At 72.7% G+C, this 14,482-nt stretch carries 11 protein-coding genes, 1 tRNA gene and 1 pseudogene; 5 read left to right on the top strand and 8 right to left on the bottom strand.

Translation table 11 applies throughout. The features are described 5' to 3' along the window. Positions 1–82: 82 nt before the first annotated feature. Positions 83–658: a dCTP deaminase gene (gene dcd, locus QSK52_RS05335; RefSeq protein ID WP_285734070.1), complete on the bottom strand. Its 576-nt coding sequence runs from the start codon at positions 656–658 to the stop codon at positions 83–85. 71 nt (positions 659–729) lie between these two features. Next, positions 730–951, bottom strand: a complete 222-nt coding sequence (locus QSK52_RS05340; protein ID WP_285734454.1) for a hypothetical protein — start codon at positions 949–951, stop codon at positions 730–732. Positions 952–1,108: 157 nt separating this feature from the next. On the opposite strand from QSK52_RS05340, the gene QSK52_RS05345 reads away from it, so the two are divergent. Continuing rightward, positions 1,109–1,182, top strand: a tRNA-Gly gene (locus QSK52_RS05345). A gap of 346 nt (positions 1,183–1,528) precedes the next feature. Next, positions 1,529–1,735, top strand: a complete 207-nt coding sequence (locus tag QSK52_RS05350) for a hypothetical protein (RefSeq protein ID WP_285734072.1) — start codon at positions 1,529–1,531, stop codon at positions 1,733–1,735. Positions 1,736–2,738: 1,003 nt separating this feature from the next. On the opposite strand, the gene QSK52_RS05355 is transcribed toward QSK52_RS05350, so the two are convergent. Beyond that, a complete protein-coding gene (locus QSK52_RS05355; RefSeq protein WP_285734074.1) occupies positions 2,739–3,131 on the bottom strand; it encodes a hypothetical protein in 393 nt (130 codons plus the stop codon). A 110-nt stretch (positions 3,132–3,241) separates the two neighbouring features. Between QSK52_RS05355 and QSK52_RS05360 the strand changes: the two are divergent. Continuing rightward, positions 3,242–4,008: pseudogene (locus tag QSK52_RS05360) on the top strand (transposase). A 324-nt stretch (positions 4,009–4,332) separates the two neighbouring features. Continuing rightward, complete coding sequence (locus tag QSK52_RS05365) at positions 4,333–4,584, top strand: hypothetical protein (RefSeq protein WP_285734076.1); 252 nt, start codon at positions 4,333–4,335, stop codon at positions 4,582–4,584. Positions 4,585–4,589: 5 nt separating this feature from the next. Here the strand turns inward: QSK52_RS05365 and QSK52_RS05370 are convergent, their stop codons facing one another. The 3 genes from QSK52_RS05370 to QSK52_RS05380 all read right to left on the bottom strand — a co-directional run bounded on the left by QSK52_RS05370 (position 4,590) and on the right by QSK52_RS05380 (position 10,088). Then, positions 4,590–5,882 carry an MFS transporter gene (locus QSK52_RS05370; RefSeq protein WP_285734080.1) on the bottom strand — a complete coding sequence of 431 codons (1,293 nt, stop codon included), beginning with the start codon at positions 5,880–5,882 and terminating at the stop codon, positions 4,590–4,592. 7 nt (positions 5,883–5,889) lie between these two features. Further along, positions 5,890–6,624 carry a pyridoxamine 5'-phosphate oxidase family protein gene (locus QSK52_RS05375; protein WP_285734082.1) on the bottom strand — a complete coding sequence of 245 codons (735 nt, stop codon included), beginning with the start codon at positions 6,622–6,624 and terminating at the stop codon, positions 5,890–5,892. A 152-nt stretch (positions 6,625–6,776) separates the two neighbouring features. Beyond that, positions 6,777–10,088 carry a BTAD domain-containing putative transcriptional regulator gene (locus tag QSK52_RS05380; protein WP_285734084.1) on the bottom strand — a complete coding sequence of 1,104 codons (3,312 nt, stop codon included), beginning with the start codon at positions 10,086–10,088 and terminating at the stop codon, positions 6,777–6,779. Positions 10,089–10,407: 319 nt separating this feature from the next. Here QSK52_RS05380 and QSK52_RS05385 point away from each other — a divergent pair, with 319 nt between their 5' ends. Beyond that, a complete protein-coding gene (locus QSK52_RS05385) occupies positions 10,408–11,697 on the top strand; it encodes a flavin-containing monooxygenase (RefSeq protein WP_285734086.1) in 1,290 nt (429 codons plus the stop codon). Positions 11,698–11,816: 119 nt separating this feature from the next. Here QSK52_RS05385 and QSK52_RS05390 read toward each other — a convergent pair whose 3' ends face one another. Together QSK52_RS05390 and QSK52_RS05395 are read right to left on the bottom strand one after the other, a co-directional pair. After that, positions 11,817–12,872 (bottom strand): tryptophan dimethylallyltransferase family protein, encoded by a 1,056-nt coding sequence (locus QSK52_RS05390; protein ID WP_285734089.1) that lies wholly within the window; start codon positions 12,870–12,872, stop codon positions 11,817–11,819. A gap of 283 nt (positions 12,873–13,155) precedes the next feature. Continuing rightward, positions 13,156–14,475, bottom strand: coding sequence for a cytochrome P450 (locus QSK52_RS05395; protein ID WP_285734091.1), 1,320 nt, complete (start codon positions 14,473–14,475; stop codon positions 13,156–13,158). Positions 14,476–14,482 lie beyond the last annotated feature (7 nt).

Here is a 14,482-nt window from a genome sequence, read left to right on the forward strand (position 1 = left end):
GCACCGGGTGTCCGCGCCCTCGCGCCGGGCGTCCGTGCCCTCGCGCCGGGCGTCCGTGCCCTCGCGCCGAGTGTCCGCGCCCTCAGACCTGCGTGCGGTGGAAGTTCAGGTAGGAGCGGGACGCCGTCGGGCCGCGCTGCCCCTGGTAGCGCGAGCCGTAGCGCTCCGAACCGTACGGGTGCTGGGACGGCGAGGAGAGCCGGAACAGGCACAGCTGCCCGATCTTCATCCCCGGGTACAGCTTGATCGGCAGCGTCGCCACGTTCGACAGCTCCAGCGTCACGTGCCCGCTGAAGCCCGGGTCGATGAAACCCGCCGTCGAGTGCGTCAGCAGCCCGAGCCGGCCCAGGCTCGACTTGCCCTCCAGCCGCGAGGCCACGTCGTCCGGCAGCGTGATCACCTCGTAGGTGGACGCCAGCACGAACTCGCCCGGGTGCAGGATGAACGCCTCGTCGCCCTCCGGCTCGACCAGCCGGGTCAGGTCCGGCTGTTCCTCGGAGGGGTCGATGTGGGGGTAGCGGTGGTTCTCGAAAACCCGGAAGAACCGGTCCAGTCGGACGTCGATGCTCGACGGCTGGACCATCGACGGCTCGAACGGGTCGATCACGACCCGCCCCTTGTCGATCTCGGCACGGATGTCGTTGTCGGAGAGCAGCACGCCCCGAGCGTACGTGCCGCGGGGCGGGCGCCCCAAAAGCGCCCGCCCCGTGGACCTGCTCCCGCGACCGGCTACGACAGCGACTCCACTGCCACCAACCGCAGCCCGCGCGCCAGTTCGTCCGCCGACAGCTCCGACACGTCCGCCGGCACCGAACTCCGCAACCGCCCGCACCGCGGGCACCGCAGCAACCGCCCGGGCCCCAGCCGGCCCGCCTGCAGGTGCTGCATCGGGAACGCCGTCGTACTGAACACGTGCCCCTCGGCACAACGAACCACGGTGCGCTGTTCCATCGGTCCCCTTCCCGTACTTCCGCCGACAGCGTCACATTAGGGGATCTACCGGACACCGCTCACCCAGGCTCGCCGCCACCGGGAACCCTGCCCTCACCACCCCGCGGGATGGGGTACAGTGGTCCTTGATCGGGCCGTCACTGACGGGCCGTCAGATGCGGGTGTAGTTTAATGGTAGAACATGAGCTTCCCAAGCTTAGAGCGCGAGTTCGATTCTCGTCACCCGCTCCAGCAGAAAGCCCCAGGTCAGCGACCTGGGGCTTCTTCGTTGTCCGGACCAATTCCGGGATCACGTGTCCCCGACGTGCCCTACGCCCGCCCCGAGGGGGCCGTGCCCCCGCCGAGCTGCCGGGCGATCTCGGCGTCCATGCCGTCGGCGATCTTCCGATCCCGCTCGCCGAGGAGGACACCAGCCCCGGCGGCAGCCACAAGCGGCTGGAGGAGAAGGGGTAGCGGCTCACCAAGTTCCGCGAGGAGATGGAGGCGCGGATGCCGACGCCGGACCAGCACCAAGCCGGAAGCCGCGGACCGGGCCGTCACGGCGAGCTTCCCCCTGGCGGACGTCGAGAGCTTCGGCATGGTCACCGACGGCGTCTCACGCCTGGTGGAGCGCTACGGCTGGACCTGGGAGCGGCTGTTGGACATGCTCGCCAAGCAGGGCCCCGAACAGGCCGTCCAGGCCATCCGCGACGCCGAGTTGACCACCGAGCCGGGCACCTTCCGGGGCAAGCGCCACGACGACGTGACAGCCGTCTACGGCCGGCCCAAGCCCGGCGGGGAGTAGATCAAAAGACAGGGGTGGTGGAGCCGTTACGAGTTTCGCTACTTCATCAAGGCGTGCACAGCGCGCCAGCGCGCGGCCCTGGCCGCTCGCTGACGCTCCTGTCTTCGCTCCGCTCCGGCGGCGGCCCGGCCGCGCACGCGGCAAGTCCGAGAGCGAGGGCAGAGCCCAGAACCCCGCCGTGGCTGGGGCGGGCGGCTCCACGGTTTTACCCACCTGCCAGGGCCGGGCCCCGCGTCGAGCAAGAACGGGGGGCCACTCGGCCACATTGCGGTCAGGCCCCAAAAGCCCTGACCGAGTCGCAACAGCTTATGGCCCCCGATCATGCTCGACCCCAGACCAGGCAGGACACCGGCCAAAACCGCTCCACCGCCATTGTGGGCTCGCTCATGGGGGTGCTCGCGCGATAACCGCAAAGGTTGTCCGGCTCAATGCAGCAGCAGTACAGTTACAGGTATCCGTGATCCCTGGCTGGGGGCGGTCCCAGTTCGACCCTGGGACTTCCAGGGGTGGGTGAGTGGAAGCTGCTAGCAATCGGTTTCGTCGTCAGGGTTCTCCTGGCATGGGTCATCAAGCGAGTCCTCACGCGAGTGAAGGTGAAGCAGACCAAGGTGGTAAAGACCACCGCAAAGGCGAAGATTCGAAAGGTGGTGGTGGACATGATCCCTAAGTCCGTCGCATGGCTCAGTAGCGTCATGATCGTCCATGTGATCAAGGAAGTTGGAGTAATCGGCAGCTCGTCCCCCACCCAGGGATCACGGACTTCTCTCTTCTTGCCTCAGGCGTGCCCCAGTAAGCGGTAAGTGGCGGGCAATAGCGGTTCAGGCCGAAGCGCTAAACAGCCACTTCCTCAAGGGTTTCCACAGATCAACGCCAGGTTAAGGCTTGTCCCGCAACGCCTGACCGCAGTTGAGATCTCGCCAGAACGCCTGCCGCCTCGGCCTATTCCTCGAAGCTGAAGTACTGCAGGTAGTGGCGGACGAGCAGAGGTCGGATGCGGATCAGCTCAGGACTCGAATGAGTCCTTCGCCCTGTCCCGCCGACGCTTGACGCCGCTACACGCCAAGAGTTCGGTCCCGGTGGCGTCGAAGTACAGAGTGAAGAACCAGACCCGGTCTACTGAGTCGATGATCCCGGTGCGCAGTTGCTCACCGCGGTGCTGTGCAAGGATCTCAACGGTCTCGTCGAGGCCAATGATCTCTTGCCGGCCACGGGCCAAGGTCCGCCTCAATCTTGCTGCGGCGATACCGGCGACCATCCACTGGGGCACCTCCTTGTCCCAGATCGTCACGTCGGCGCCGGCGGCGATGGCCTCGCGTGCCGGCTTGCAGGCGCTGGTCTGGTCGGTGAGCATCGCGGCGATGTCGAGCCGGTGCGGGGGCTCGTCTTCGGTTGCCATGCGGTGACTGTAGAGACCGAGCGGAGGCGTCGCCACAGGATTCGGCGGGGCCAGAGCGAGGGAGACAGAGGATCGCAATGTTGCGCCGGGCATTGTGAAACGATCTTGTGATGGCTGGTGTGATCACGGCGTCGGAGCCGTCCTGGATATCCCCGTTCACCGGGCTGGGCCCGCGCGACTTCCGGAAGCTGGTCACGATGCTTCGCCGCGAGGGCGCCGACGCGATGCGCCGAGGCCGCCCGTGGAGTCTGCCGTTGGAGGACCGGGTTCTGCTGGTTGCCACCTACTGGCGTACCAATCTGACGCTGCGGCAGCTCGCGCCGCTGTTCGGGGTGTCGAAGTCTGCCGCTGGCCGGATCATCGACCACATCGGGCCCTGCTCGCACTCCATCCGCGGCGCCGGTTCCGCAAAGGCACCGTGCTGATCGTCGACGGCACCCTGGTCCCCACCCGCGACCACACGATCGCCGAGCAGTCGAAGAACTACCGGTACTCCACCAACCACCAGGTCGTCATCGACGCCTGCACCCGGCTCGTCGTTGCGGTCGGCAAGCCCCTGCCGGGCAACAGGAACGACTGCAAGGCCTGGGACGAGTCCGGTGCGAAGGCCGCAGTCGGCAGGACGACGACCATCGCCGACGGCGGCTACCCGGGCACAGGCCTCGTCATCCCGCACCGACGCCCCAGGGGCGGCGAGCTCACCGAGTGGCAGGCCGACCACAACCGCGAGCACAAACAGGTCCGAGCCCGCGTCGAGCACGTCTTCGCCCGGATGAAGACCTGGAAGATCCTCCGCGACTGCCGCCTCAAGGGCGACGGCGTCCACCACGCCATGCTCGGCATCGCCCGGCTCCACAACCTCCTCCAGACTACGTAGGCGAAGCCAACCTTGAAGCGGATCACCCGGCCCCGATCCACCGAAGATCAATTATGGGACGACCCTTAGCGTTGTTAGACGGCGAGATTCCCAAGCTTAGAGCGCGAGTTCGATTATCGTCACCCGCTCCAGCAGAAAGCCCCAGGTCAGCGACCTGGGGCTTTCGCCTTGTCCGGGCGGCGGCCGCTCGGTGGAGGGGAGCAGGAACCTGCCGCGGCGCGCTCCGGCCTTCGGGAGGGTGTGGGCCTTCGCGGCCCCCGAGAGGGGGAGGACCTCGGTCGCGCCGGGGCGATCCGGTCGCTGGCGAGGAGGCGGAGGGTCTCGGTGAGGTGTTCGCCGCTCCGCTCCGGGCCCGTCCGGTGGACCGAACTCGCCCTGGCGGTGCTGGACCCCGGCGAAGACGGCGCCCGCGAAGGTGCCCTGCACGGTGACCCGGCCCGCGGTCGGTACCGGCTCGGGCAGGTCGAGTTCCTCCGGTACGTCGACGTCCCCGTTGGCCCGGAATCCGACCGCCCGCACCTGCCGCTCCCGCTCGTCCGCCCCGGGAAGGGACGGCAGCTGGCCCAACTCCGCTGAAGGAGTCAGTTGTTGGCGGGGTCGGCGGGACGGTCGGGGACGCGGGGGAGGGTACGGACCGGACGGGTGAGCAGGAGGGCGAGTGGGGTCAGCAGGGCCACCACGACGCCGGTCGCGAGCACCTCGGAGGTGCCGAACGCGCGGGCGGCGGGGCCCGCCAGGGCGGAACCGAGGGGGTACAGGCCGACCGACCCGGCGACCTCGTAGGCGTGGACGCGGTTGAGGACCTCGCCGGGCACCTGGGTCTGGACGGCCGTGGACCACATCACGCCCCAGACGCCGATGCCGGTGCCGACCAGCACCTGGGCGGCGGCGAGCAGCCAGACCGGGGCGTGCAGCAGGACGGCGAGGGGGTAGAGCGGGTAGGCGAACATGGCGACCGCACCGGCCGCGAGCGGACGGCGCGGCTTGTAGCGGATGGCGAGCAGGCCACCGGCCACGGTGCCCGCACCGAGCGCGCAGTTGACCAGGCCGAACGCGGCGGGACCGTGCTCGGGCACCACGATGCCCGCGGCGAGGGAGAGCTGCGGGCCCCAGGCGAGGACGGCGTAGACCATCCAGACCAGGATGACGCTCCACAGCCAGCTCCGGGAACGGAACTCCCGCCAGCCGACCGCCAGGTCGTGCCGGAACGAGTGCCCCGCGGGCGGGGCAGGGACACGGCCCAGCCGCAGCGCGAACAGGCAGACCGCACTGGTGGCGTAGGCGAGCGCGGACAGCGCCATCACCCAGCCGGTGGAGCCGAAGCCGACCAGGACGCCCGCCAACGCGGGCCCGCCGAGACCGGTGAGCGCCTCGGAGGTGCGCAGCACGCCGTTGGCGCCCTGCACGTCGCGGGCCACCAGCGGCACGGTCGAGGACGCGCCGGGCTGGAACAGGGCGTTGGCCGTGCCCGCCACTGCCAGCAGGGCGTACAACTGCCAGAGGCGGTCGACGCCGTGCCAGAACAGGACGGCCAGCAGGACGTGCGCGGTGAGGTTGGCCAGGTCCGCGACGATCATCATCCGGCGGGCGGTGAACCGGTCGGCGAGGACGCCCCCGAACAGCACCAGCCCCGCGAACGGCGCGACCAGGAAGGCCATCGCGTAGCCCGCGGTGTCCAGGCCGTGCCCGGCGGAGAGCAGCCCCGCCGAGACGGCGACCGGGAGCATCGCCCAACTGAGCAGGCCCGCGCTGCGGGCGGTGAAGTAGCGGCGGAAGTTGCGCGACCAGATGGCGGGTTCGGGCGCGGGGGCGGGAGGAGGGGCAGTGGCGGTCGGGGCGGTCGGGGTGGACGGGGCGGACGAGTTGGCGGGCACGGCGGGGTCAGTCCTTCGTGTCGGCGCGGGGCGGACGGGGGGCTGCGGTGGTGGCCGCGGCGGCGAGTTCGGCGCGCAGGTGGGCGTTCTCCCGTTCCAGCCGGGCGAGCCGGTCGCGGACCGGGTCCAGGGCGTCGGCGAGTTCGCGTTCGGTGAAGCGCGGGGTGATGTGCTGGGGGCAGTTCCAGGCGTACGCCTCGACGCGGACGGTGACGAGCTGTTCGACCCGGCCGTCGGTGCGCGGGGAGGCGAGGCGCTCGGCGAGGGCCGGGTCCCGGTCGACGGGGACGGCGGTGGCGCGGCCGAAGACCTTGAGCCGGGCCTGCCGGGCGTGGTCGAGGAAGAACAGGGCGACCCGGCCGTCCCCGCCGCGCAGGTTGCCGGTGGTGAGGTACTGCCGGTTGTCGCGGACGTCGAGGTAGCCGAGGGTGTGCGGGTTCAGGACGTGGACGAAGCCGGGCGGGCCGCCGCGGAACTGGATGTACGGCCAGCCGTTCTCGTTCACGGTCGCGAGCAGGAAGCCGTCCAGGCCGCGGACGAAGGCGGCCTCGGCGTCACCGAACGGTTCGGGACGGTCGTCGAGCTGGTCGGGGGAAGGGGAAGGCGCGGAAGAGGAGGGTGCGGAAGAGGAGGGCACGGAAGGGGAGCGGGCGCGCAGGCGGCGGGCGGCTGCGGCGCTGCCCATCTCCTGCTGGAGGCGGCGTACGGCGGGGGTGTGGGCGAGGCGGTCGTAGCGGCTCAAGGTGTCACCTCGGGGTCCGGGGCGGGAGGTGCGAACACCGTAAGGAGCCGGGCTGTACGGGCGGCCGGAGCGGGACCAGAAGGCGGGAGGGGCCCGGTGGGGGTGCTGAGCTGGGGTGACGGGCCGGAGTGGAAGTTCGGTGGAACTTCCGGTCAGCGCAGTGGGGTTCCGCCCGTCGCGCGGGCGACCCGCAGGGCCTCCCGGCGGTGCCGGACGGCGTCGGCGTCGGCGCCCAGGGCGGCGGCGGCCAGGGCGAGGGCGAGGTGGGTCCGGGCCTCGCCGGGGAGGTGGCCGGTGGCGCGGTGCAGGGCGAGGGCGTCGGCGCCGAGGGACCGGGCGGCGTGCGGATCGCCGAGCCGGGTGCGGACGTGGGCCAGCACGGTGAGGGCGTTGCCTTCGAGCACCCGGAACCCGGCCTCGCGGGCGAGCCCGAGGGCGCGCTCGGCGCAGCGCAGCGCGGCGCGCGGATCGGTGTCGAGCAGCGCGGCGGCGAGGCCGGACAGGGCGGCGGCCTGCGGGTGGCGGTCGCCCGCGGCCTCGGCCAACCGCAGCGCCTCGCGGTGCGCGGTGGCCGCCTCGGCGGCGCGGCGGGCGCGGAGGTGCGCGGCGCCGAGGGCGAGTTGGGCGTTCGCCTCCAGCGCCCGGTTGCGCACGGCGCGGGCGGTGGTGAGCGCGCTGTGGGCGAGCAGTCGCCCGGTGGCGTGGTCGCCGAGGTCGGTGTGGGCCGAGGAGAGGCAGGTCAGCGCGACGGCCTCGCTGAACCGGTTCCGGTGCCGGCGGTGCACCGGCAGGGCCTCGCCGATCCCGCGGATCGCCTCCCCGGGCTGCCCGAGCGCCCGCTGCACGACGGCCAGGTTGGTCCGGGCGATCGCCTCCCGGTCGGCCGGGCCGTCGAGGGCGTCGAGGACGTCGAAGGCTTTGAGGGCCCCGACGGTGCGGGCGGCGTGCGCGAAGTGCTCGGCGGCCTCGGGCAGGCGGCCGAGCTTCCAGCAGATCAGGCCCAGCACGGTGATGTCGTCGGGGTGCGGGCCCTGCTGCTGTGCGGTGGTCGGCCGCTCGGCGTCGCACACCCGGGCGGCGGCTTCGGCCAGCTGTCGACGGTCCGACAGTTTCCGGTGGTCGGGCGGCGGTGCGTCATCGGTCGGGCGATCGAGGTCAAGAAGGTGATTGACGCCAAGGTGGCGGTTGACGTCAAGGGGACGGTTGACGTCAAAAGGGCGACCGACGTCAATCAGCGGGTCACGGCACGTCTCCTGCGCGGCCTCAATCAGTGGATTGACGTCAATCCCCCGCCGCTCGTCGGCGCCCGCCCCCACCCCCGCCGCGTACGGGTGGAGCAGGCCGGGGAGGTGGTGGTGGCCGGGCGGGTGCTCCCGGACGAGGTGGGCGTCGGCGAGGCGGGCCAGCAGGGTGGTGGTCTCGGCGGGGGTGGTGGCGAGTTCGGCGGCGGCGAGGGCGGTGACGGCGGCGGTGCTGAGGCCGGGGGCGGGGGCGTGGCCGAGGAGGCGGAACAGGTGCCGGGCGGGGGCGGGGAGGGCGCGGTAGGAGCGGTCGAAGGCGGCGCGGAGGCCGGTGTGCGGGTCGTCGGCGAGGTCGAGCCGGGCGAGCAGGGTGGCGTCGGGGTGGGCGGGGGCGTGGTCGGCGAGAGCGGTGCCGCGGGTGGCCAGGTCGGCGGCGGCGATCCGCAGGGCGAGCGGGAGTCCGCCGCAGGCCCGGACGAGTCGGCGGGCGGCGGCCGGTTCGGCGGCGACCCGGTCGGGGCCGAGGACGGTGCCGAGCAGCAGGCTGCCCTCCGTGAGGTCCAGCGGGTCGAGGCCGAGGCGGCGGGCGCCGTGGCCGACGAGCAGGCCGGTGAGCCGGTTGCGGCTGGTGACCAGGACGGTGCAGCCGGGGGCGCCGGGGAGCAGGGGGCGGACCTGTTCGGCGTCGCGGGCGTCGTCGAGGACGATCAGCAGGCGGCGGTCGGCGAGCAGGGTGCGGTAGAGCGCGGCGGCCTCGTCCGGGTCGGCGGGCAGTCGGTCGGGCGGTGCGCCGAGGGCGCGCAGGAAGCGGGCGAGCACGGCGTCCGAGTGCTGCGCGGGCTGGTGGGAGTGGCCGCGCAGGTCGGCGAAGAGCTGCCCGTCCGGGAAGCGGTCGCGGCGCCCGTGGGCCCAGTGGGTGGCGAGGGCGGTCTTGCCGACGCCGGGTGGCCCGACCACCGCGACGAGCGGCGTCCGGACGGCCGGGGCGGGAGAGGCGTGAAGGGCGTCGGGGGAGGCCGGAGCGGCCGGGAGCAGGGCGTCGAGTTCGCGCAACTGTCGGCGGCGTCCGACGAACTGGTCCGGAAGGAAGGGGAGTTGGGCTGGCGGGGGCAGTCGCGGTGACGGCGTCGCGGGAGCCCGGGTGGTAGCCCGGGGGGTGGCCGGGGTGGTGGCCCGGGCCGGGGCCCGGTGGGGGAGGTGGCCGCGCAGGACGCGCAGGTGGGCGTCGTGGAGTTCCGGGCCGGGGGTGACGCCGAGTTCCTCGTCGAGTCGGGTGCGCAGCCGGGCGTAGGTGTCGAGGGCGGCGGCCTGGCGGCCGTCGGCGGCGAGGGTGAGGATCAGCCGGGCGTGCAGGCCCTCGTGGAGGGGTTCGGTGTGGGCCAGTTCCCAGAGCAGCGGGACGGCGTGCTCGGAGCGGTGCAGCAGCAGGGCGGTGTCGGCGTGCAGCAGGGCGGCGCGGAGGCGGCGTTCGTTGGCGGCGACCGCGGCGGGGTGGCGGCGCAGGACGGGGTCGGCGTCGGCGAGGACGGGGCCGCGCCAGTACCGCAGGGCGCGGGTGAGGTCCCGGTGGGCGGCGTCGGGGTCGGGGGCGTGCTGCAGGCTGGTGGTGCGGGCCAGCAGGTCGTCGAACCGGCCGAGGTCGGTGCGGTGGCGGGGCAGGCCGAGTCGGTAGCCGGTGGGGGTGCGCAGGACGCCGGACCGGGGGTCGTCGGGGGCGAGGAGTCGGCGCAGTCGGCTGACGTGGGTGTGGACCAGGCTCTGCTGGGAGTCGGGCGGGCCGTCGGGCCACAGGGTGTCGGTGATCTCCTGCCGGGTGGCGGCCGCGGGGTGGGTGAGGGCGAGCAGGCCGAGCAGGCGGCGCAGGGTGGGGCTGTCGATCGGTACGGTGGCGCGGCCGCGCCGCAGCAGCAGCGGGCCGAGCAGCAGCAGGGTGGTGCGACCGTGCCCGGCGGTGGTGGCGGCGTCGGAACCGGCAGCGTGGTCGGCCGCGGCGGCGGCCCGCAGCTCGGCGGCCTGATGACCGGTCAGTCCGAGGGCCTCGGCGAGTCGTCGGACGGTGTTCTCGCGGGGCCGCCGTACGCGTCCGTGTTCGAGGTCGCGCAGGGCCCGGGCGCTGAGCCCGGCGCGGGCGGCGGCGGCCTGCTGGCTGGTTCCGGTGCGGGTGCGCAGCTCGCGGAGCAGCGGGCCGAAGGCGGGCGGGTCGGCCGCCCCGTGCTCCGTCATGATGCTCCTCGCCCCCGGTGCAGCCCGCTGCCGCCCTGCCGTCCGCTGCCGCCCTGCCGCCCGGTGCCGCCCCTGCCGCTCTCAGTCGACCGGTGTCGACCGGTGTCGACCGGTGTCGACCGGTGTCGGTCAGTGTCGCCGTAGTGCACCGCGTCGGGCAAGGCAGGCCGGCGGCGGCCGCCGGGAGCGGCGGGGCGGCCGCCGGGAGCAGGGAGGTGGTGCCCCTGGGAACGGGTGTGCGGCCTGCATATGCTGAGGCGTCAAGATCGCCGGGGGAACGGTGAGTTAGGGATTCACCACTGACTGTCTGGAGGGCACGGTGTCTGTCTGTGTGATCGGTGCGGGTCTGTCGGGGCTGGCGGCGGCGTACGCGCTGCGCGAGCGCGGGCTGGACTTCGTCTGCCTGGAGAAGTCGCCCGGGGTGGGCGGGATCTGGCGGCGGCCGTCGGCGGGCGAGCCCGGCCCGGCGTACCAGGCGCTGCACCTGAACAGCGCCAAGCAGCTGACCTGCTTCGAGGCGTTCCCGATGTCCGACGAGCTTCCGCTCTACCCGAGCCACCGGGACATGGCGGCGTACCTGCAGGAGTTCGCCGAGTGGGCGGGCCTGCTGCCGCGCGTCGAGTTCGACACCGAGGTGGTGTCGGTGCGTCAGGACGGCTCCGGGGGATGGACGGTGGTGAGCCGGGACGCCTCGGGGGCGGAGACCCGGCGGGTGTTCGACCAGGTGGTGGTGGCCGCGGGGCACCACAACGTACCGGCGCTGCCGGACCCGCTGCCGACGGGCGCGGAGTCCTTCACGGGGGCGCTGCTGCACTCCTCGGACTTCATGGACGGCCGGGACTTCGCCGGGCAGCGGGTGGTCGTGGTGGGCATGGGCGCGTCCGGGGTGGACATCGCGGCGGACCTGTCCCGGTACGCGGCCCGGACGGTCCTCTCGGTGCGCCGGGGCCTGCACGTCATCCCCAAGCAGCTGTACGGCATGTCGGTGGACCTGATCGCGGAGGCGCCCTGGTTCACCGCCAAGTCCCTCGAGGAGCAGCGGGAGTTCGTGGAGCAGGCGCTGGAGGTGGCGCGCGGCCGGATGTCGGACTACGGGCTGCCCGAGCCGGACCACCGGATCTTCTCCTCGGCGGTGACCATCTCGGACGAGATACTGAGCCGGATCCGGCACGGCGCGGTGCTGCCGAAGCCGGGTGTCGCCTCGTTCGACGGTCCCACCGTCCGTTTCACGGACGGGAGTTCGACGGAGGCGGACGCGGTGGTGTTCTGCACCGGCTTCGACTGGCGGTTCGGGTTCCTCCCGGACGGGCACCCGGCGGGGGCGGCCGGTCCGGTGCGGCTGTACCGGCGGGTGGTGGCGCCGGAGCTGCCGGGTCTGCTGTTCCTGGGGCTGATCCGTCCGGTCGGGTCGATCACCCGGCTGGTGGAGGCGCAGGCGCAGTGGGTGGCCCGGCTGCTGGCGGGGGAGGCGTCCCTGCCCGCGACGGACGTGATGCGGAAGGAGATCGACGGGCACCTGGCCGGCATCGAGCGCCGGTACGGGTTGTCGACGGGCTCCTCGATCCAGGTGGACGTCGGCTCGTACCTGCGGGACCTGCGGGAGGCGTAGCCGCGCCGGGGGTGCGGAGCCGCCCGCGGGGTGTGGGTGCCACGGGCGGCTCCGCCCGCGTCCCGTTCGGGGGTGCGGGCACGTGGGCGGCGGTCACAGGGGAGGACGGCCGCCCGGGGTCAGCGGATGTTCGGGGGGCGGACCCGGTACGCCTCGGAGGAGAGGTACGCGGTGACCCGTGGCGAGCGGCCGTCCTGGTGGGCGAGGGCCAGGTAGGAGATCAGGCCGACGCCGTCCTCCAGCGGGCGCGGGGTCAGCGCGCCCAGGGCGTCGCGCAGTGCGGCCGGGTCGATGCCGTGGCGGTCGAGGAGTAAGACCGCGCGGTCGAGCACCTCGCCGTCGTGCCGGGCGTAGTCGCGGACCGGCACGTACATCGTGAACGCCCGGGCGGTGCCGGTGGTGTCGGTGTAGCCGTGGCAGGTCTGGACGGGGCGCAGCGCGAGTCGGGGGTTGTCGCGGGGAGCGACGCCGGCGGCGGTGCGGAGGAAGGACTCCAGTTCGTCGGGGGTGGGACCGCCCGGCATCCGGCCGAGGGCGCGGGCGCCGGTGGGGGTGAGGCCGTGGTGGGTGGTGTAGATCTTGAGCCGGGGTTCGGGCCAGTCGCCGAGGTCGAGGGCGAGGAAGAGCAGCTGGTCGCCCTCGGGCAGGTCGGCCTCGGCGTGGTGGTGGCCGAGTCGGCGCAGGGCGGCGCGGACGGTCCGCTCGGCGTGCTGGGCGCCGTTGGCTGCCGGGTTGAGGTAGGCCTTCATCCGGGGGGCGCTGCCGGGGAGCAGCTCCAGGGCGATCCACAGGGAGAAGGCGCCCTGCGGCTCGTCCGGGAGGAACAGGTCGCTGACGGCGTCGAGCTGTTCGGTGGAGATCCCCCAGTGGCCGGCCAGTCGGTGCAGGGCCCGCTGGGCGAGGAGGCTGCTGTCGGCGGGGGTGCCGAAGCCGCTGGCGGGTTCGAACAGCACGCGGAGGGTGGGTGCGCGGCCGGGGGAGAAGGAGAGCGAGAACTCGACGGGGGTGTGGTCGTCGGAGAGGAAGGAGGGGAGGACGGGTGGGAGGTTGAGCGGGCGTTCGGAGACCGGTCCGAGGGCGGCGTTGACGGCGCGGGCGTAGGCGGCGGACTCGGCGGCCCCCAGGCCCGCGAGGTCGCACAGGGCCAGGAGCTGGCGGGCGGTGTGGGCGCCCACCGTCCTGGTCGTCGGTCTGGACGGGTGGAGGAGCGGTTCTTCGTGTTCGGCGGGTCGGAGGAGAGGACGGGGCGGACGGCCGCCGCCCCCTCGTACCGGGCCGGGTATCGGCGGGTGCGAGGGGGCGGCGGTCGGAGGCCAGGCGTCCTTGGAGACTCTCTCCACGACACCCTCCTGTTCTCGGTCAGTGGACAACCGCATGTGGCGGAGGCAATTGCGCAGCTGAATACCCGAGTCGGTCAATGTTCATGCCGTGAAAGGAACATGATTACTGTTGCAAAGATCACCTGGTGAGCCAGTTGAGGAACTGGCTCCAACGTCCCGTCTTCTCACCGGCCTTGGAGCTTTCCTGACGCGCCGTCGTGTTCTCGGCGGGAACCGGACGGGCCGCCTCGACCGGGGTGAACCGGGTGGGCAGTGCGACCAGTCCGCGGTTGAACGGGCCCGGACGCCAGCTCAGACTGCTCTCCGGGACGGCCAGTTCGATGTCCGGCAGCTTGTTGAACAGGTTCTCGATCGCGGTCATGGCGATCTGCCGCGCCGGGTCCTTGGACGGGCAGGCGTGCGGCCCGGCGCTCCAGGCCAGGTGCGCCCGGCTGCCGACCTTCCGCTCACTGGCCAGGATCGGGCTGCGGTTGGCGGCGGCGAAGGAGACCAGCATCAGGTCGCCGGCCTTCAGCTGCTCGCCCGCGAACTCGGTGTCCACCGCCGGGTAGTGCGGGGCGAGGTTCGCCATCGGCGGGTTCTCCCACAGCGTGTCGTCGAGCGCCTCGTCGATCAGACCGCCCTGGTGGGCGTACGCGTCGTGGGTGAGCAGCCGGTGCAGGGCGGACCCGATGAAGTTGCCCTCCGGGTCGGTGCCCGACAGCAGCAGGGCGAGCTGGTGGACCATCTCCTCGTCGGAGAGCCGGGCGGAGTGCTGCATCATCCAGGAGGTGACGTCGTCGCCCGGGCGGCTGCGCTTGAGCGCGACCAGTTCGCCGACGGCGCCGTACAGCACCTCGGCGGCCTGCTCGGCGTTGATGCCGTCGAACATGCCGGAGATGCCGAACAGCACCCGGTCGCCGATGTCGGCGGGGGCGCCGAACAGTTCGTTGAAGACGAACAGCGGCAGTTGCCGGGCGTAGCTGCTGACCAGGTCGACCGAGCCCCGGTAGTTGAACTGGGCGATCAGGAAGTCCGACACCTGCTGGGTGACCCGGGACAGGCGGCGGGGGTCGATCCGGGCCATGGTGTCGGTGATCGCCTGGCGCAGCCGCAGGTGCTCGGCTCCGTCGGCGAACATGGCGTTGGGCCGGTGCATGAGCAGCGGCACCACCGGGCTGTCCATCGGGACGGCGCCCTCGTTGAACTCGCGCCAGCGCCGCCCGTCCTTGCGGAAGGTGGCGGAGTCCTGCAGCAGTTGCAGGGCGGCCGAGTACTCGGTCACCAGGGTGGCGTTGACCCCGGGGGCGAGTTCGACCGGAGCGGTGGGGCCGTAGTGCCGCAGGTAGTCGTAGTACGACTGCGGGTTGGCGGCGAACTCCGGCCCGTACAGCGGCACTCGGCCGCCGTGGGCCGGGCACCCGGGCGGGGGCACCGGGGCGGGGGAGTGAGTGTCCATGGCTGCG

The organism is Kitasatospora phosalacinea (assembly GCF_030268885.1).
GTDB lineage: Bacteria > Actinomycetota > Actinomycetes > Streptomycetales > Streptomycetaceae > Kitasatospora > Kitasatospora phosalacinea_C.

What these genes read in the sequence shown, in the direction of transcription:
- QSK52_RS05340 (WP_285734454.1), bottom strand. Translation starts at nt 951, where the DNA reads ATGGAACAGCGCACCGTGGTTCGTTGTGCCGAGGGGCACGTGTTCAGT.
- QSK52_RS05350 (WP_285734072.1), top strand. Translation starts at nt 1,529, where the DNA reads ATGGTCACCGACGGCGTCTCACGCCTGGTGGAGCGCTACGGCTGGACC.
- QSK52_RS05355 (WP_285734074.1), bottom strand. Translation starts at nt 3,131, where the DNA reads ATGGCAACCGAAGACGAGCCCCCGCACCGGCTCGACATCGCCGCGATG.
- QSK52_RS05380 (WP_285734084.1), bottom strand. Translation starts at nt 10,088, where the DNA reads ATGACGGAGCACGGGGCGGCCGACCCGCCCGCCTTCGGCCCGCTGCTC.
- QSK52_RS05395 (WP_285734091.1), bottom strand. Translation starts at nt 14,475, where the DNA reads ATGGACACTCACTCCCCCGCCCCGGTGCCCCCGCCCGGGTGCCCGGCC.